Source organism: Streptomyces justiciae (genome assembly GCF_015163075.1).
GTDB lineage: Bacteria > Actinomycetota > Actinomycetes > Streptomycetales > Streptomycetaceae > Streptomyces > Streptomyces justiciae.
In genome coordinates this window covers 691,508-708,847 of the sequence record NZ_JADDXU010000002.1, presented here as the reverse complement: position 1 = coordinate 708,847, position 17,340 = coordinate 691,508, and the positions used below count along the sequence as shown (strand labels likewise).

17 protein-coding genes are annotated in these 17,340 nt (G+C 70.2%); 2 read left to right on the top strand and 15 right to left on the bottom strand.

The genetic code is table 11. The features are described from left to right. The 7 genes from IQ210_RS07240 to IQ210_RS07210 all read right to left on the bottom strand — a co-directional run bounded on the left by IQ210_RS07240 (window position 1) and on the right by IQ210_RS07210 (window position 7,824). Window positions 1-171: a hypothetical protein gene (locus IQ210_RS07240; protein WP_015662072.1), complete on the bottom strand. Its 171-nt coding sequence runs from the start codon at window positions 169-171 to the stop codon at window positions 1-3. A gap of 23 nt (window positions 172-194) precedes the next feature. Then, window positions 195-2,051, bottom strand: coding sequence for a serine/threonine-protein kinase (locus tag IQ210_RS07235; RefSeq protein ID WP_194077998.1), 1,857 nt, complete (start codon window positions 2,049-2,051; stop codon window positions 195-197). A gap of 28 nt (window positions 2,052-2,079) precedes the next feature. Beyond that, complete coding sequence (locus tag IQ210_RS07230; RefSeq protein ID WP_322656327.1) at window positions 2,080-3,336, bottom strand: PASTA domain-containing protein; 1,257 nt, start codon at window positions 3,334-3,336, stop codon at window positions 2,080-2,082. A 173-nt stretch (window positions 3,337-3,509) separates the two neighbouring features. Next, window positions 3,510-4,460, bottom strand: coding sequence for a cytochrome c oxidase assembly protein (locus tag IQ210_RS07225; protein ID WP_194077997.1), 951 nt, complete (start codon window positions 4,458-4,460; stop codon window positions 3,510-3,512). Between the two features lie 152 nt (window positions 4,461-4,612). Beyond that, window positions 4,613-5,638, bottom strand: coding sequence for a 6-phosphofructokinase (locus tag IQ210_RS07220; RefSeq protein ID WP_194077996.1), 1,026 nt, complete (start codon window positions 5,636-5,638; stop codon window positions 4,613-4,615). 201 nt (window positions 5,639-5,839) lie between these two features. Next, window positions 5,840-6,568, bottom strand: a complete 729-nt coding sequence (locus IQ210_RS07215) for a type 1 glutamine amidotransferase (RefSeq protein ID WP_079309501.1) — start codon at window positions 6,566-6,568, stop codon at window positions 5,840-5,842. A 17-nt stretch (window positions 6,569-6,585) separates the two neighbouring features. Then, complete coding sequence (locus IQ210_RS07210; RefSeq protein ID WP_194077995.1) at window positions 6,586-7,824, bottom strand: MurT ligase domain-containing protein; 1,239 nt, start codon at window positions 7,822-7,824, stop codon at window positions 6,586-6,588. 105 nt (window positions 7,825-7,929) lie between these two features. Here IQ210_RS07210 and def point away from each other — a divergent pair, with 105 nt between their 5' ends. Then, entirely contained in the window at window positions 7,930-8,484 is a 555-nt protein-coding gene (gene def / locus IQ210_RS07205; protein WP_194077994.1) for a peptide deformylase, read from the top strand. Between the two features lie 55 nt (window positions 8,485-8,539). Here the strand turns inward: def and IQ210_RS07200 are convergent, their stop codons facing one another. Continuing rightward, window positions 8,540-9,184: a TetR family transcriptional regulator gene (locus IQ210_RS07200; RefSeq protein ID WP_109500438.1), complete on the bottom strand. Its 645-nt coding sequence runs from the start codon at window positions 9,182-9,184 to the stop codon at window positions 8,540-8,542. A 176-nt stretch (window positions 9,185-9,360) separates the two neighbouring features. Here IQ210_RS07200 and IQ210_RS07195 point away from each other — a divergent pair, with 176 nt between their 5' ends. After that, window positions 9,361-10,587, top strand: coding sequence for an acyl-CoA dehydrogenase family protein (locus tag IQ210_RS07195; protein WP_194077993.1), 1,227 nt, complete (start codon window positions 9,361-9,363; stop codon window positions 10,585-10,587). On the opposite strand, the gene IQ210_RS07190 is transcribed toward IQ210_RS07195, so the two are convergent. From IQ210_RS07190 to IQ210_RS07160, 7 genes are all read right to left on the bottom strand, one after another. Continuing rightward, the gene (locus tag IQ210_RS07190; RefSeq protein WP_126270499.1) at window positions 10,584-11,105 is read right to left on the bottom strand and encodes a cupin domain-containing protein; all 522 of its coding nucleotides are present in this window, start codon (window positions 11,103-11,105) and stop codon (window positions 10,584-10,586) included. The two genes, IQ210_RS07195 and IQ210_RS07190, sit on opposite strands and share 4 nt — an antisense overlap. After that, the gene (locus tag IQ210_RS07185) at window positions 11,102-12,316 is read right to left on the bottom strand and encodes a cytochrome P450 (RefSeq protein WP_194077992.1); all 1,215 of its coding nucleotides are present in this window, start codon (window positions 12,314-12,316) and stop codon (window positions 11,102-11,104) included. Before IQ210_RS07185 ends, IQ210_RS07190 begins: the two co-directional genes overlap by 4 nt. Before the next feature lies 1 nt (window position 12,317). After that, window positions 12,318-13,403 (bottom strand): type III polyketide synthase, encoded by a 1,086-nt coding sequence (locus IQ210_RS07180; protein WP_228047331.1) that lies wholly within the window; start codon window positions 13,401-13,403, stop codon window positions 12,318-12,320. Between the two features lie 146 nt (window positions 13,404-13,549). Further along, window positions 13,550-13,786, bottom strand: coding sequence for a DUF6213 family protein (locus IQ210_RS07175; protein ID WP_079309507.1), 237 nt, complete (start codon window positions 13,784-13,786; stop codon window positions 13,550-13,552). A gap of 25 nt (window positions 13,787-13,811) precedes the next feature. Then, window positions 13,812-15,197 carry an NADP-dependent succinic semialdehyde dehydrogenase gene (locus tag IQ210_RS07170; RefSeq protein ID WP_194077990.1) on the bottom strand — a complete coding sequence of 462 codons (1,386 nt, stop codon included), beginning with the start codon at window positions 15,195-15,197 and terminating at the stop codon, window positions 13,812-13,814. Between the two features lie 67 nt (window positions 15,198-15,264). Then, window positions 15,265-15,726, bottom strand: a complete 462-nt coding sequence (locus tag IQ210_RS07165) for an NUDIX domain-containing protein (protein ID WP_194077989.1) — start codon at window positions 15,724-15,726, stop codon at window positions 15,265-15,267. Next, window positions 15,723-17,261, bottom strand: coding sequence for an ATP-dependent DNA ligase (locus tag IQ210_RS07160; protein ID WP_194077988.1), 1,539 nt, complete (start codon window positions 17,259-17,261; stop codon window positions 15,723-15,725). Before IQ210_RS07160 ends, IQ210_RS07165 begins: the two co-directional genes overlap by 4 nt. Window positions 17,262-17,340: the final 79 nt, after the last annotated feature.

Below are 17,340 nucleotides of genomic sequence, written 5' to 3'. Positions count from 1 at the left end.
TCATGTGCTCCGCGTGACGACCATGCCGAGCGTGATCAGGCCCAGCACGACCCAGCCGAACCACAGCCAGCCGTTGCTGCCGAGCGCCACCGTGTAGGCGGTCACCACGACGAGTCCGCCGACGGTGAGCACCCCCATCGTTCTGGTCGAGCCGTCCGTGGAACCGGGCATCGCGACACCCTCCTCGGGATTCCTCAGGAACCGTCCCCCTCCATGGTGCCCCCGTTCTGCTTCCTGACGGTGCAGACGACGAAATGAGTGCCCGCCTTCCACGGGCCCTCGCTCGTCCAGGACCCCGCCCGGTACACCGACGGATCGAAGCCGTAGTCGCCCGGCGCCACGTCCCGGCCACAGGCCAGATCCGCCGCCTCGGCCCGCGCCTCGTCCAGCGTCACGTCCTCGGCCAGTCGGGTGAACCCGAGGACCTCCTCGTCGTGCGGCCCCGCACAGGACACCAGCCGCGCGTCCCGGTTGGACCGCACGTCCAGACAGTCCCGCTTCTGCATGGAGGACACGTCGAGGAACTTCGTCCCCGGCTTGCGGTGCCCGCCGAGCGGCCCGTACACCGGCCCGTGCGCGCCCACCACCAGACAGGCCGTACGGCGTCCCGCGGCCGTGAACCCGTCCGCGGTCGGTACGAGGGCGAGGCTGCGTACATCGGCCAGCTTCCCGCGGAGCTCCTGGGTCGCCTCCTCGCAGCGCGTCGGGCCCTGAGCCCGCGCCTCGGCCGCCGACGCGGCACCGACGAAGGCCATCACCTGCCCGTCCGGCGGACCGCCGCACTTCGCGTCCAGCGCCACCCGTGGCGTCCCCTGGAAGGGCGCCTCACCCGGCCAGTCCACGGTCACACAGTCCCCGTCACGCAGGGCTCTGCCGAGCCCGACGTCCGTCCCGTACGGCGCCGCCGTAGCGCTGCTGCCGCCACCACCCTTCCCGGGCGGCTGCTGCGCCACGGCGTACCAGACCCCGCCCCCGGCGAGCGCCAGCCCCAGCAGCCCGGCGAGGGCCGAGTGCAGGGCCCGCGGACGGGTACGACGCCGACTCCCACCTCCGCTGGTGACCAGCGGCCCGAACCCCTGCGGCACGGGCTGCGGCGGCGGTGCCACCGGACCCGGCGGCGATGGCTGCGCCCACGGCGGCTGCGAACCCAGGTCGGTCCGGGTGCGGGCGTACGGGTCGGCCTGCGGCGTGACGATCTGCGACAGCGCCGCCTCCGCCTGCGCGGCGGAGATCCGCAGCCCCGGCTCCTTGACCAGCATCGCCGCCAGTACGGGGGCCAGGGCGCCCGCCCGCACCGGTGGCCGCGGCTCCTCCGTCACCACCGCGCTGATCTCCGCGAAGTGCGAGTCGCGCTCGAAGGGACCGCACCCCTCCACCGCGTGGTAGAGCGTGCACCCCAGCGAGAACAAGTCGGCGGCCGGAGTGGGCGACCCGCCCGTCGCCCGCTCAGGAGCCAGATATCCGGCCGTACCGACGAGCACGGACGTCAGCGTGTAGCGCGTCTCCCCGGCGTCGGGCTGCACCGAGATGCCGTAGTCGGTGAGCAGGACGCGACCGTACGGCGCCCCGGTGCGGTCCGGCGCGAGCAGGATGTTCGCCGGCTTCACGTCCCGGTGCATGACACCCCGCTCGTGCCCGGCCGTCAGCGCGTCCAGGACGGCGAGCCCGATGCGGGCGCACTCGGCGGGCGCCAGCGGGCCGCGCCGGGCGACCAGCTCACGCAGGTCCACCGCGCCCGGCACGTACTCCATGACGATCCAGGGCAGCCCGTCGTGCTCCAGCACGTCGTGCACGGTCACCACATGCGGATGACCGCGCAGCCCGGCCGCGTGCCGGGCCTCCGCGCGGGCCCGGGCGACCCGGGCCTCCCGCTCGTGACCGGCCTCGGACGGGTCCCGGAAGACGATCTCCTTGAGCGCGACCTCACAGGCGAGTCTCTGGTCGTGGGCGAGCCACACATGGCCCATGCCGCCGCTGCCCAGCCGGTTCAGCAGCAGATAGCGGCCGGCGATGACCCGGCCCACTCCCGATGTCGATGGTCCTGAAGGCATCCGGTGACTCCCGGGTTCTGCGGAGGCGCTACGTGGCGACGCTCGCGGTGGGCTCCGTGGGCGCGGACTCACTGACGGGCGGCGGTGCGCCGGTGCTCTCCGGCGGTGGCGCGACGGTCGTCACCGGTGGCGGAGCGCTGGTCGTCACCGGCGGCGCGCTCGTGGTCTCCGGCGGAGGCGGCGACGGTGGCGGGGCGCTGGTCGTCGTCGGCGGGGGCGAGCTGGTCACGGCCGGCGGCGGGCTCGTCACCGGGGTCGAGGGTGACGTCGGGGCTGAGGGTGACGTCGACGTCGACGGGCCGGACGGAGCGCTCGTCGAGGGATCGGTGGACGGCGACTTCGACGTGCTGCCGCTCGACCCCGGTGCCGAGGTCCCAGGCGCCGAGGTCCCCGGCGTCGACGGCGGGGGAGAGGTGGTGCTGCCGCCTCGGGGCGACGCCCCCTCCGCCACGCTCAGCATCACGTACTGCCCGAACCGCAGCTCGGTCCCGGCCGGCGGATCGGTCGCCGTGACCCGGGCGCCGTCCGCCGGCATCGACCCGGTGTCGTACCCGGTCGCGAGCCCCTTGTCGGCCAGCGCCTGACGAGCCTCGCCGAAGGTCTTCCCCGCAAGGCTGGGTACGGCCTCGGTCTTCCGGGTGTCGAAGGTGTCGTCCTTCGCGCCCCCGGTGCCGACCGGCCGGTTGATCCCGCGGTCGGGATCGTCCACGTCGACCAGCGCGATCTTCTCCAGCGCACGGGCCGCGGGCCGTACGGCCACGACCGAGGAACGGTCGTACCCCTTCCACTCCTTGTTGCCGTCCTCGAACTTCACCGAGATGCGGTTCGTGTCACCCGTGAAAGGACGCAGTGGATTTCCGCAGCTGCACTTCGCGGCCGGCTGCCCCTGCTGATCGACGAGAATCGCGATTCCGGCCTGGAGCAGTGAGTCGTAGGGAACGGCCTTTCCCTTTTTGTAGTCGTGGTTCTTCACGAGAGTGTCGTGACGCAACAGAACCGGTGTGAGTCGATCCAGGTATTCCGGTATCTCGCCGGTGGTGATTCCCAGGGCACGCGCCCACGCCTGTGCTTTCTGGTCGTTCCTGGGATCGGTGAGGAATGCCTTGAGTTTGTCGACGTCACAGACCGTCGGCTGCTTCGAGCCGCCGTACAGCCCCGGAGTGTCGCCCTGTTGCAGGCTGCCTCGCACGGGCTGCGCCTTGACGTCCTGCGCGTCCTCGCCGAGCCCGCTCTTCTCGTCGAAGAACGGCGCGAGCGAGGGCACACCGGCCGCGACCGCCTTCACCGCCAGCAAGGGTGCCCCTCTGTCGCAACCACTCACCGCGAGAACGAGAACCAGCAGACAAGCAATCTTTGTCGCGAGCCTTTGCATAAATGCGCGAAATGTCATCACCGCTCCCCCCGGCGGTTCCCCCAACGCGCTTCATGCTACTGAATGACCCAGTCGCAAAAGGCCTTTCAGCGCCCACGTGCGTTCAATGAGGCCAAATAGGCGTTGTATGCCTCGAGTTCCTTGTCGCCGTCCCGGTCGGCGGCCCGGTCCTTGCGGCGGGCCTGCCGCTGCTCCGAGCCGTACCACTGGAACAGCAGCGCGAGCAGCACCAGCACGGACGGGATCTCGCTGAACGCCCAGGCGATCCCGCCCGCGGCGTTCTGGTCGGAGAGCGCGTCGATGCCGAGCGAGGCGGGCGGGTTCTTGAACGTCTCGACCATCGGGGTCGACGCCATCATCAACGCGATCCCGAAGAACGCGTGGAACGGCATGCCCGCGAACAGCTCCAGCATCCGCATCAGATAACCCGGCCGGTGCGGCCCCGGGTCGACGCCGATGATCGGCCAGAAGAACACCACACCCACCATGAGGAAGTGCACCATCATCGCGAGGTGCCCGGTCTTGGACCCCATCAGGAAGTCGAAGAGCGGCGTGAAGTACAGCGCGTACAGGCTCGCGATGAACAGCGGGATGGTGAACGCCGGATGCGTGATGATCCGCATGTACCGGCTGTGCAGCAGCGCCAGCAGCAGCTCACGCGGCCCCTTGCGCCCCTTGCCGACGGCGGGCAGCACCCGCAGCGCGAGGGTCACGGGAGCGCCGAGCAGGATCAGGATCGGCGACAGCATGCTGATGACCATGTGCTGCACCATGTGCACGCTGAACATGACCATGCCGTAGTCGTTGAGCCGGGTGCACATCACGAGCATGATCGTCAGCACGCCGACGACGAACGAGACGGTCCGCCCCGCCGACCAGGCGTCCCCACGCTGCCGCAGCCGGAAGACCCCGTACCCGTAAAGCCCGAGCCCCACCAGACAGGCGACGAGAAAGAACGGGTCGGCCGACCACTGAAGCCCCCGCCCCAGCGTGAACGGCGGCAGATCCATGGTCATGCCGTGCCCGCTGTGATCCATTACGCCGGCTCCTGATTCGTGGGGGTTGTGCGCTTACGTCCGCCCCAAGACTAAAGCTGCCCCCGGCGCCTATTGACACCGGGGGCAGTCAACGCCCTAGGGGCGCGGGGAACTGCGCGAGCAACCACGAACGACCCGCACCCGCCATACGGCTAGAGCACGCACTCCGCTTCCGCGTACCGCTCCTCAGGAACCGTCTTCAACGTCTCCACGGCCTCAGCCAACGGCACCATCACGATGTCGGTCCCCCGAAGAGCCGTCATGTGCCCGAACTCCCCCCGATGCACGGCCTCCACCGCATGCCACCCGAACCGAGTCGCGAGAACACGGTCGTACGCGGTAGGCGTACCGCCCCGCTGCACATGCCCCAGGATCACCGGCCGCGCTTCCTTCCCCAGCCGCTGCTCCAGCTCGATGGACAGCTGCCGCGCGATCCCGGCGAAGCGCTCGTGCCCGTAGATGTCCTTGCCGCCCTCGTCGAACGCCATGGACCCCGGCGCCGGCTTCGCCCCCTCCGCCGCGACGACGATCGCGAACCGCTTGCCGGCCTGGAACCGCTCGCCGACCCGCCGCGCCAACTCCTCGATGTCGAAGGGCCGTTCCGGTACGACGATGGCGTGCGCGCCGGCCGCCATGCCGGAGTGCAGCGCGATCCAGCCGGTGTGCCGCCCCATGACCTCGACGACGAGCACACGCTGATGCGACTCGGCAGTGGTCTTCAGTCGGTCCAGGGCCTCCGTGGCCACGCCCACGGCCGTGTCGAACCCGAAGGTGACGTCCGTGACCGCGATGTCGTTGTCGATGGTCTTCGGCACGCCCACGATCGGCAGACCCGCGTCGGACATCAGCCGGGCCGCCTTCAGCGTGCCCTCGCCGCCGATCGGGATGATCGCGTCGAGCCCGAGCTCGGCGACATGCCCCTTGGCCCGCTCCACCCCGTCACGCAGATGGGAGGGCTGGACCCGGGAGGAGCCGAGGATGGTGCCGCCGCGGGCGAGGATGCCGCCCACCGCGTCGAGGTCGAGCTTGAGGTAGTCGCACTCCAGGAGGCCCTTCCAGCCGTCCCGGAAGCCGATGACCTCGTCGCCGTGGTCGGCGACGGCACGGTGCACGACGGACCGGATGACGGCGTTCAGGCCGGGGCAGTCGCCGCCGGACGTGAGGACACCAATGCGCATAGCCCGAAACAACCTTCTCAACGTGGGCCGGGGACCGGACCACGCTGTCCGGCTCGATCCCCGCCACCCTAGCGGCAGGAGGGGGCGGGACCGAACCGTGCGTCCGCCTGCTGGACGGCCCCGCTCAGGTGTGCGGACACATCGTCAGACGGGCTGGTAAAACGCGGCTGGAGCGCAGATGAACCCCCAGCTCAACCAGGCCTACGCCGGCTGCTGCGCAGCGGCGATGCGCTCGTTCCGCAGCGCCTCGTACCAGCGGTCGTCGGTCGGCGGCAGCGCGTTCACGTCGAGCGCCAGCTTCAGCAGCAGGTCGGCGATGAGCGGGTTCCGCGCCAGCACGGGACCGTGCATGTACGTACCGAAGACCGTGTCGTTGTACGCGCCCTCCGTGCCGTCCCCCGTGCCGTTGCCGTTGCCCAGGCGGACGTTGGCGAGCGGGCGGGCGGTGGGGCCGAGGTGGGTGACGCCCTGGTGGTTCTCGAAGCCGGTCAGCGGGGGCAGCCCGAGGCGCGGGTCGATGTCGGCTAGGACGTCACCGACGCACCGCGCGCCCTCACCACGCACGGACACGACGTCGAGCAGCCCGAGACCCGGCTCACGCTGACCGAGGTCGTTGATGAACTCGTGCCCGAGGATCTGGTACCCGGCACACACCGAGAACACGATCGCGCCGTTCTCCACGGCCCGGTGCAGTCCGCCGTCCCGGCGCAGCCGCTCCGCCGCGAGCCGCTGCGGACGGTCCTCGCCACCGCCGATGAGGTAGATGTCCCCGGAGGTCGGGATCGGCTGGTCACTGCGCACGTCGAGCCGGGCCACGTCGAGGCCCCGCTGCCGCGCCCGGCGCTCCACGACGAGGACGTTGCCCTGGTCGCCGTACGTGCTGAGCAGGTCGGGATAGATCCAGACGACCCGCAGCTGGTTGTCGCTCACAAAAGTCCCCTGAAGTGTCAGTTGCCGACGCGGCGGCGCAGATCCTGGAAGGCGGTGTAGTTGGCGATGACCTCGATACGGCCCGGCGGGCACAGCTGCACGGCCTGGTCGAGGTTCTCGCAGACCTGGAAGTGCTGGTTGGCGACTTCCAGGCGTACCGCGAGGTCGAGCTTGCGGTCGCCGATGACGCAGATCGGGTGGCCGGTCAGCCGCGTGTAGTCGACGTCCCACAGCCAGGAGGTGTCGGTGCCGTCGGCGCCGCGCGCGTTCACCGAGAGGATCACCGGGGTCGGCGGCGGATCGATGAGACTAAACGTTTCGAGCCACCCGGCCGGGTTCTTGGCGAGCAGCAGCCGCAGATCACGCTGCTGGAACTGCACCACGTCATACCGTCCGGCGACGGCCTGCACCTGGTACATGCGCTCCAGCGCGACCTGCGGCGGTACGCCGAACACGGCGGCGACGGCGGCCGAGGAGGCGGCGTTGGCCTTGTTGGCGCGGCCGGGCAGCTGAAGGTGGATCGGCCAGGCGGAACCGTGCGGGTCCAGCACATGATCCCCGGACAGCGCCCAGCTGGGCGTAGGCCGCCGGAACCCGCACTCCCCACAGAACCAGTCGTCGCCCGGCCGCTGCATCACGCCACCGCAGGACGGGCAGGACCAGGCGTCGTCCTTCCACATCTGCCCGGCGGCGACCCAGACGACGTTGGGGGAGGAGGAGGCGGCCCACACGACCAGCGGGTCGTCGGCGTTGGCGATGATGACGGCCTTGCTGCCGGCCAGCCCCTCGCGCCAGTTCTCGGCGAGCATCCGCGTCTCGGCGGCCCGGTCGAGCTGGTCGCGGGAGAGGTTGAGCAGCGCGATGCACTTCGGGTCGGTGTCCCGGGCGACGCCTGCGAGGTACTTCTCGTCGACCTCGATGACGCCGTAACGCGCGTCCGAGCTGCCGGCGAGCGCCGAGGTGATGCCGGCGGGCATGTTGGCGCCGAGCGCGTTGGACACGACGGGCCCGGCGGCCCGCAGCGCCTCGGCGATCAGCCTGGTGGTCGTGGTCTTGCCGTTGGTCGCCGAGACAAGAACCACATCCAGGTTCTGGGCGAGCCGGGCGAGGAGGTCGGGGTCGAGCTTGAGCGCCACCCGGCCGCCGATCACCGAACCGCTGCCGCGCCCTGCGGCGCGCGATGCCGCTGCGACCGCCTTACCGGCGGTCACGGCGATCTTGGCCCGCGGCGTGAGCGGGTCCGAGTTGCCTGCCATCAGTTCTCGATCCTCCTTGCGTACGCGCCGCGCCTGACGGCAACGTGGTGGTGGTCAGCCTATCGAGATCCATTCGCAGTCCCGAATCGCCGTACCCTTGCGGCCATGCGAAACGGCTCCATTCCGGGCACCCGCGGCCGCGTCCGGCCCCTCACCCTGCTCGGTGACCCCGTCCTGCACGCCCCGTGCGAGGACGTCACGGACTTCGGCCCGGAACTGGCGACGCTCGTGGAGGACTTGTTCGCGACGATGTACGCGGCCCAGGGAGTAGGCCTCGCCGCGAACCAGGTGGGCGAGTCGCTGCGGGTGTTCGTGTACGACTGCCCGGACGACGAGGACGTACGACACCTCGGCCACATGGTGAACCCGCGCCTGGTGGAGGCCGACGGCGTGGTGATCCGGGGCCCGGAAGGCTGCCTGTCCCTGCCGGGCCTGGAGGCGGGTACGGAACGCTACGACCACGCGGTGGTGGAGGGTTTCACGATGACGGGCGAGCCGGTGACGGTGCATGGCACGGGTTGGTTCGCAAGGTGCTTGCAGCACGAGTGCGACCACTTGGAGGGCAAGGTGTATGCGGACCGCCTGAAGGGTTGGCGCCACAGCAAGCTGATGCGTCAAGTGAACCGAGCTTCATGGCGCCGGGGAAGTGCATGCCGTTAGGGGCGCGGGGAACTGCGCGACAAGCCCCCACTCACCCGCAGACGACGCACAACCCTCAGAACCCCGGACCCCCCACCTTGTCCCCCGCAGCCGCAAGCCGCCCCCACAACAGGTCAGCCAAACTCCGCACCAACTCAGCCCGAGAACAAGGCCGTTCCCCCAGCCACCAGTCCCCGGCCGCGTGCATCATCCCGACGATCCCATGCCCCCACACCCGAGCCAACTGCTGACTCCCGGGCCCGAGATCCAGCCGATCCTCGATGACCTGCGCCAACTCCTCGCCCATCCGCCGCAGTAGCGGAGCCGAGTGCTTCCCGACGTCGAACCCCTGGTCCCCGACCTGAGACCCCTCCGCGGGATGCATCAGGAACCGGTACACCTGAGGCCGCGCCTCGATCGCGGCGAGGTAGGTGTCGAGCGTGGCCTCCACCCGCTCGCGCCGATCCGCGGGAGCGTCCAGCGCGGCCCGCAGAGAATCCAGCAGCGCGTCTGTATGCCGCTTGGCCAACGCCGCGTAGAGTCCCCCCTTGTCACCGAAGTGACGGTAGAGGATCGGCTTGGTGATGCCCGCTTCCGCGGCGATCGCGTTCATGGAGGCCTGCGGTCCGTCACGCAGGACCACCCGGTCCGCGGCCTCCAGCAGCTCGCGCCGACGGCGGTCGGCGGACCGCTGCTGATCGGTCCGCTGCGTGGTGTCCATGAGCTCTCCCCACCCGTGCTGATTCGGTGACGCCTGCGCAAACTAACACTCACCATGCCCCATGCATCGAACGGGCTGCCGAGCGGTCATCAGGAGTTGACTTTTCCTACCCACCGGTAACACACTCGTGTTACCGCTAGTAACACGCAAGTCGCACCGCCGCCGCTGGAGGGGACATGGCCGAGTTCACCATGGAGCTCAACGACGAACAGAAGGAGGTCCGGGACTGGCTGCACGGCTTCGCCGCCGACGTCATCCGCCCCGCGGCCGCCGAATGGGACGAGCGTGAGGAGACTCCCTGGCCGGTCATCCAGGAGGCCGCCAAGGTCGGAATCTACTCGCTCGACTTCTACGCCCAGCAGTACTTCGACTCCACCGGTCTCGGTATCCCGATGGCCATGGAGGAGCTCTTCTGGGGCGACGCGGGCATCGCGCTCTCGATCGTCGGCACCGGTCTCGCCGCCGTGGGCGTCCTCGCCAACGGCACCGAGGAGCAGATCGGTACCTGGATCCCGCAGATGTACGGCGACGCCAACGACGTCAAGGTCGCGGCGTTCTGCTCCTCCGAGCCGGACGCCGGTTCGGACGTGGCCTCGATGCGCACCCGCGCGGTGTACGACGAGGCCAAGGACGAGTGGGTGCTGAACGGCACGAAGACCTGGGCGACCAACGGCGGCATCGCCAACGTCCACGTGGTCGTGGCCGTGGTCGACGCGGAGCTCGGCTCCAAGGGCCACGCGTCCTTCATCATCCCGCCGAACACGCCTGGCCTGTCCCAGGGCCAGAAGTTCAAGAAGCACGGCATCCGCGCCTCGCACACCGCCGAGGTCGTCCTGGAGAACGTGCGGGTGCCCGGCTCCTGCCTCCTCGGCGGCAAGGAGAAGCTCGACGAGCGCCTCGCCCGGGCCCGCGAGCGGGCCAAGCAGGGCGGCGAGCGCGTGAAGAACGCGGCGATGGCCACGTTCGAGGCGAGCCGCCCCGCGGTGGGCGCCATGGCCGTCGGCACCGCCCGGGCCGCGTACGAGGTCGCCCTCGACTACGCCAAGACCCGCGAGCAGTTCGGCCGCCCGATCATCGACAACCAGGGCGTCGCCTTCCAGCTCGCCGACATGCGTACGTCCATCGACGCCGCCCGGCTCCTGGTCTGGCGCGCCTCCTGGATGGCGATCAACGGCAAGCCGTTCACCGCGGCCGAGGGCTCGATGTCGAAGCTGTTCGCCAGCGAGACGGCCAAGAAGGTCACCGCCCAGGCGGTCCAGATACTCGGCGGCAACGGCTACACCCGCGAGTACCCGGTCGAGCGCATGCACCGTGACGCGGCGATCTACACGATCTTCGAGGGCACGAGCGAGATCCAGCGACTGGTGATCGCCCGGACGCTCTCGGGGATGCCGATCCGCTAGCGGTGCCTGAGCGGCGTCAGCTGCTCGATGTCGTACCGCCGGCGCAGTTCCTCGATCGCCGCGTGATCCGGCGGGCCCCCGCCGCCCAGGATCTCGAGCAGTTCCTCGAAGTACCGCTCGTGATCCGGTGGCGGGGACGCCTGGAAGAACATCTTGGCCGGGGTGTCCGTCGGGTTCGCGAACGCATGCGGACAGCCCGGGGGTACGACGATCACCGTGCCCGGTGTCGCCCGTACCACCCGGCTGCCCGAACTGGACTCCCAGTGCTGCCAGTTGTCGGGTGTGCGCACCCTCGGCTCGAAGGCGAGCACGTCCAGCTCGCCTTCGAGGACGTAGAACAACTCCTCGCTGCGGGTGTGCACATGGGCGCCCACGTCGAAGCCGGGCGGCACGACGACCTCGAAGGTGGAGGCCGCGCGCGAGTGCGACCCGGTCACCTTGAACGTCACGTGCTGGGCAGGGGTTTGCACGACCCGGCCATGCCCCGGGGGGACCAGCAGCCCTTCGGGAGCCGTCACCACGTCACCGGAAGCGCCTCGGGACCGCGGATCAACGCACCCTTCTTGAAGGGGACTTGGTCCGCGGGGACCGCCAGCTTCAGCCCCGGGAGCCGGTCCAGCAGCGCGTCCACCAGCAGTTCGGACTCCAGCCGGGCCAGCATGCCGCCCGGGCAGTAGTGCGGGCCGAAACCGAAGGACACGTGCGGGTTCGGGCTGCGGGTGAAGTCGATCGTCTCCGGGAACGGGAAGACGTCCGGATCGCGGTTGGCGGCCAGGTACGACACGTAGATCGGGTCACCGGCCCGGATGCGCACGCCCCGGATGCCCACGTCCTCCAGCGCGATCCGCGACAGGCCGACCGCGTTGCGGTGCGGGATGTAGCGCAGCAGCTCGTCGATGGCCCGGGGGCGGATCGACGGGTCCGTACGCAGCCGGTCCGCCAGGTCCGGGCGGGTCAGCAGCAGATAGAACATCTGCCCGCTGTTGTTCGTCACCGCCTCGCCGCCGATCTGGAGCAGCACCGCGAGCCCCACGGCCTCGTCCAGCGTCACCTCGTCCCGGCCCACCGCGGCGCCGAGCAGCGAGACGACGTCCTCGCCCGTGCTGCCCTCCCGCAGCCCGATGAGATCGCCGAAGTAGGCGCCCATCTCCTTCTTGGCCTTCTCGCTGACCTGCTTGCCGTGCGCGGAGGACAGGATCAGCTGGGTCCAGGTGTGCATGACGTGCCGGTCGGCCGCCGGGACGCCCATCAGCTCGCAGATCACGGCGATGGGGAACGGGGTCAGCACGGTGGCGGTGAGATCGGCGGGCGGCCCGTCCTGCACCAGCTCGTCGACCAGCTCGTCCAGCATCCGGCGCGACTTCTCCCGTACCCGCTCCACGCCCTTCGACGTCAGCGCGGCGGCCACCGTGCGGCGCAGCCGGGTGTGGTCCGGCGGGTCCAGGAAGCCGACGGCGCCCCGCTCGGGGATGAAGTGCGGGGCGAGCCGGGTGACCGGCTGGTCCATGACGGCCTCCCGGCTGAACCGGGGGTCGTTGGTCACCATCCGTACGTCGTCGTACCGGGTGACCAGCCAGGCCCAGCCCTCGCCGTTGGGCAGCTGGATCCGGGTGACCGGGCCCTCCCGCATCAGCTCGGTGAGCACCGGGTCGAAGTCGGTCCCGCTCAGGTCGAGGGCCGGCCAGTGCCGGATCGGCGGCAGGATCTCGGTGATCGTCTCTTCGGTCATGTCAGTCCGTCTCGTCGGTGCGCTGCCAGCGGCCCAGGGTCATTTCCGCGGTGATGCCGGGCCCGAACCCGGCGAGCAGCCCGCGCGCCCGGTGGTGCGCCCCGCCCGCGTCGAACAGTCGCCGCAGCGCGTCCAGTACGACAGCGCTGGCGATGTTCCCGTACTCGGTGAGCGTGGCCCGGCTGAACCGGAAGGCGTGCGGGTCGACCTGGAGGAACTTGCTGAGGTCGTCGAGTATTCGCGGACCGCCCGCGTGGACGATGTAGAAGTCCAGGTCGGCGGCGTCCCAGCCGTGCAGCCCGGCGAGCTCCTGGAGCGCCGGCGCCAGCGGCTCCATGGTGGCCGGCACCCGTTTGTCCAGCTGGAAGTGGAAGCCGGTGGCCCGGACGTCGTACATGATCCAGTCCTCGGTCTTGGGGATCAGATACGAGCCGTTGCGCTCCAGCGCGATGCCCTCGCCGCCCTTGCCGCGCACCACGGCGGCCGCGATGCCGTCGCCGAACAGGCCGTTGGAGAGCAGGTTCCCGATGCCGAGGTCGGTGGGCTGGTAGCACAGCGAGCAGAACTCGCAGGCCACGATGAGCGCGTTGGCCTCCGGGTAGGCCGTGCAGAAGTCGTGCGCCCGGTTGATCGCCGCACCGCCGGCCGCGCAGCCCAGCTGGGCTATGGGGATCTGCCGGGTGGTGCTGTCGAAGTCCATCTCGTTGATCAGCCAGGCGGTCAGCGACGGCATCATGAAGCCCGTGCAGGAGACATAGATGATGACATCGATGTCGGAGGCCAGGACCTCGGCGTCGTCCAGTGCTCGCTGCACCACCGCCGGCACCCTGGCCTTCGCCTCGGCCACATAGACCTTGTTGCGCTCCTCGAAGCCGGGATGCTTGAGGGTCTCCTCGATCGGCTGCACGATGTGCCGTGTGCGGACCCCGGTGTTCTCGATCAACCGGAGCGCCAGCGGCAGTTGGGGATGGTCCGCGTGACGGGAGCGCGCCAGCTCCAGCGTCTCCTCCATCGTGATCACGTGCTCTGGAACGGACACCGAGGGTCTGCACAAAGTCGCCATGATCCGTGCCTGCTTTCGCCTCAGAGGGTGGTCCAGTCCACGATCACCCGGAGGGGCGGCGACTTCGCGCGGGGTTACTCCGAACGCGGGACGAGTGGAGAAGCCTCAGGGGCGCGGGGAACTGCGCGACCAGCCACAACGGACCGGCACCCGGCGACAAAGATCAACCCCTACGACGCACCACCGCTACTGTGCGCAATGCAGGCCACATCAATGCGATCGGCAAGCTTCGCCAACTCGATGGTCAACGCCGCCACCGTGTCCTCGTCGAGGCCGTCCTCACCCGCCTCGACAAGATGCAGCCACCGCCCCCCGACCGTGCGCAACAACTTGCTCACATCGGCCGCAGCCACCTGCAAGGTGCCCCGGTCGTCGACGATCAGCGGCAGAGTCACTTCACGGTTCACACCGGGGATGTTAGCCGCGCAAGCGTCACGCTCCGTGCCAAACCGTCGTGATGTTGCAGAACTCGCGGATTCCGTGCCCGGACAGCTCACGCCCGTACCCGGACCGCTTCACGCCGCCGAACGGGAACGCCGGATGCGACGCGGTCATCCCGTTGACATACACGGCACCGGCTTCGAGATCCCGTACGAAACGGTCGACCTCGGCCTCGTCCCGCGTCCACACGTTCGAACTCAGGCCGAACGGCGAGTCGTTGGCGAGCAGCACCGCCTCGTCGAGGTCGTGCACGCGGTACAGCGTGGCCACCGGACCGAAGGCCTCCTCGCGGTGGATGCGCATCTCGCGCGTGATGTCGGTGAGGACGGTCGGCCGGTAGTACCAGCCGTCGCCCTCGGGTCGTTCGCCGCCGCACAGCACCCGCGCACCGCTGCGCGTGGCGTCGTCGACGAGTTCCTCCAGGTCCGCGCGCCCCTGCTCGCTGGAGAGCGGGCCGACGTCCGTGGCCTCGTCCATCGGGTCGCCGACCTTCAGTGTCTGCATGCCCCGCACGAACTTCTCGGCGAAGGCGTCGTACACGTCGGCGTGCACGATGAAGCGCTTGGCGGCGATGCACGACTGTCCGTTGTTCTGCACCCGTGCCGTCACGGCGATCTCGGCCGCGCGGTCGATGTCCGCGGACGGCATGACCACGTACGGGTCGCTGCCGCCGAGTTCGAGGACCGTCTTCTTCACCATGTCACCGCAGGTCGAGGCGACCGAGCGGCCCGCGGGCTCACTGCCGGTGAGGGTGGCGGCCTTGACGCGCTCGTCGCGCAGGATCTCCTCGACCGCGCCGGAGCCGATGAGGAGGGTCTGGAAGGTGCCCTCCGTATAGCCCGCCTGGTGGAACAGGTCCTCCAGGAACAGGGCGGTCTGGGGGACGTTCGAGGCATGCTTGAGCAGGCCGACGTTGCCCGCCATCAGCGCGGGCGCGGCGAACCGGATGACCTGCCAGAGCGGGAAGTTCCACGGCATCACCGCGAGCACCGGGCCCAGCGGCCGGTAGCGCACGAGGGCCCGGGAGGCGCCGGAGTCCTTCACATCGGCGTCGGCGGGCTCCTCGTCGGCCAGCAGCGACTCGGCGTTCTCGGCGTACCAGCGCATCGCCTTGGCGCACTTGGCGGCCTCGGCGCGGGCCTGCTTGATGGGCTTGCCCATCTCGGTGGTCATGACCCGGCCGATGTCCTGCTGGAGGCCGTCGAGCAGTTCGGCCGCCCGGTGCAGCAGCTTGGCGCGTTCGGCGAACGGCGTCGTCCGGTAGGTGCGGAAGGTGGCCTCCGCGAGCTGGAGCCGGCGCTCGATCTCCTCGGCGCCCATGGCCTCGTACGTCTTGAGCGTCTCGCCGTTCGCCGGGTTCACCGTCGCGATGGGCATGACCGACCTCCTGGGGGAACGGAGCTGTGTTTCGACCTTCCCGCGCGGCGGGCCCCGCCGCAACGTGTCAGGGCGAGTGCTCCGCCAGCCGGTCGAGAAACGTGGCCTGTGCCTTCACGATCACCTCGCGAGCGCGGTCGAGGGGAAACCAGGCCACCCGGTCCAGCTCCGGGAACTCCTGCTCCTGCCCCGATCTCGGCGGCCACTCCATACGGAACGTGCCCGGTACGACGGTCGCGGGGTCGAGGTCGGCCTCGATCGCCCAGACAGTGACGAGCTTGCCGTTCGACTGCCTGACCTCGCCGAGGGGTACGGCGTCCCCGTCCGGCGGCGCCAGCCCGAGCTCCTCCTGGAACTCACGCCGGGCGGCCTCCCAGGCCGGCTCCTCGTCGGCCACGTACTCGCCCTTAGGGACGGTCCACGCCCCGGCGTCCCGGCGCGCGAAGAACGGACCGCCCATGTGGCCCAGGAGCACCTCGACGCCGGCACCGGTGCGCCGGAACAGCAGCAGACCGGCGCTCGTCCTCACGGCTTCACCTCCGGATGCGCGGCCAGCAGGGTCTCCACGGTGTCCGCCTCCTCCGGGCGCTTGTCCTCCCGGTAGCGGACCACGCGGGCGAAGCGGAGGGTGACACCGGCCGGGTAGCGGGTGGACCGCTGAAGACCGTCGTACGCGATCTCCACGACCAGCTCCGGGCGTACGGTCACCACATAGCCGTCAGTTTTGGTGGCCAGCTCCTGGAGCCGTTCCGTCTGCCAGGTCAGCATCGCGTCGGTCATGCCCTTGAAGGTCTTGCCGAGCATCGCGTACGAGCCGTCCTCCTGCCGCGCTCCCAGGTGCAGGTTGGAGAGCTTGCCGGTGCGGCGGCCGTGGCCCCACTCGGCGGCCAGGACGACCAGGTCGAGGGTGTGGACGGGCTTGACCTTCAGCCAGGACGCGCCGCGGCGGCCCGCGCTGTAGGGGGCGTCGAGGGACTTCACCACCACGCCCTCGTGGCCGCGCTCCAGCGTCTCGGCGAGGAAGGACTCCGCCGCGCCGACGTCGTCCGGCCCGGACACCAGCGTCCGGCGCACCCGCATCGGCTCGGGGACGAGCCGGGCCAGCTCCGCGTGCCGTTCCGCGAAGGGCAGGTCCAGGAGGTCGTGGCCGTCGACGGACAGGGCGTCGAAGAACACGGGGGAGACGGGGACCTGTTCGGCCGCCGTGGCCACGTCCACGCGGGAGCCGACGCGGCCCGCCGTCTCCTGGAACGAGCGGGGCCGCCCGGCCGCGTCGAAGGAGATGACCTCGCCGTCGAGGATGAAACGGCCGCCCCTCAAGTCCTGTGCCGCGGCGGTCAGTTCGGGGAGGCGGTCGGTGATGTCGTCGAGGGTGCGGGTGTAGACGCGGACGGTCTCGCCGTCCCGGTGCACCTGGACGCGGATGCCGTCGAGCTTCTCCTCGACCGCGCACGCGCCGAGCTTCTCGACCGCCTCGGCCACGGACGTGGCGCTGTGCGCCAGCATCGGCAGGACCGGACGGCCGACGGTGAGACGGAAGCGGTCGAGGGCCTCGGGGCCGTCCGCGAGCAGCGCCTCGGCGACCGTCTGGAGGGAGCCGGCGAGCATGACCGCGCGGCGGACGTCCGCGGGTGGGGTCTGCGTCGCCTGGGCGAGGCCCTCGGTGGCGACGGCGTCCAGGGCGCCCTGCCGCACCTCGCCGCTGAGCAGGCCGAGCAGGAAGCGCTGTTCCGGCTCGGTGGCCGCGCCCATCAACTCGCCGACGAGTCTTGTTCGTTCGGCCTGGGAGCCGGTGCCGGAGACGTTGCTCAGCGTGCTCAGCAGCGTGTCCACGTCGTGGACGGTGAGGGACGGCTCGGTGGCCGGGGTGACGTGGCGGCTCAGCACCTTCCAGCCGACCCCGAGCCGGCCCTGCGGCAGCCGTCCGGCGAGGTACGGGATGACGATCGGTACGTCGTCGGGCTCCGCCTCCCGGAACAGCTCCGCGAGCAGCGCGGTCTTCTTCGACCGTGCCGACGTCGCGGCGACCTCCTGGGACACCTGGGCCAGCCGGGCAAGAAGCATGCGTCCAGACTTACATGCCGAGGAACAGTTGTCTTTCGGCTGCGGGCTCGTTGTGGCTGGTCGCGCAGTTCCCCGCGCC

Bases quoted from the DNA above. Each gene is read 5' to 3' on its own strand.
- def (WP_194077994.1), top strand. From the start codon at position 7,930: ATGCGAAACGGCTCCATTCCGGGCACCCGCGGCCGCGTCCGGCCCCTC.
- IQ210_RS07210 (WP_194077995.1), bottom strand. From the start codon at position 7,824: ATGGCAGGCAACTCGGACCCGCTCACGCCGCGGGCCAAGATCGCCGTG.
- IQ210_RS07160 (WP_194077988.1), bottom strand. From the start codon at position 17,261: ATGCTTCTTGCCCGGCTGGCCCAGGTGTCCCAGGAGGTCGCCGCGACG.
- IQ210_RS07195 (WP_194077993.1), top strand. From the start codon at position 9,361: ATGGCCGAGTTCACCATGGAGCTCAACGACGAACAGAAGGAGGTCCGG.
- IQ210_RS07220 (WP_194077996.1), bottom strand. From the start codon at position 5,638: ATGCGCATTGGTGTCCTCACGTCCGGCGGCGACTGCCCCGGCCTGAAC.
- IQ210_RS07170 (WP_194077990.1), bottom strand. From the start codon at position 15,197: ATGCCCATCGCGACGGTGAACCCGGCGAACGGCGAGACGCTCAAGACG.
- IQ210_RS07235 (WP_194077998.1), bottom strand. From the start codon at position 2,051: ATGCCTTCAGGACCATCGACATCGGGAGTGGGCCGGGTCATCGCCGGC.
- IQ210_RS07225 (WP_194077997.1), bottom strand. From the start codon at position 4,460: ATGGATCACAGCGGGCACGGCATGACCATGGATCTGCCGCCGTTCACG.
- IQ210_RS07240 (WP_015662072.1), bottom strand. From the start codon at position 171: ATGCCCGGTTCCACGGACGGCTCGACCAGAACGATGGGGGTGCTCACC.
- IQ210_RS07200 (WP_109500438.1), bottom strand. From the start codon at position 9,184: ATGGACACCACGCAGCGGACCGATCAGCAGCGGTCCGCCGACCGCCGT.
- IQ210_RS07185 (WP_194077992.1), bottom strand. From the start codon at position 12,316: ATGACCGAAGAGACGATCACCGAGATCCTGCCGCCGATCCGGCACTGG.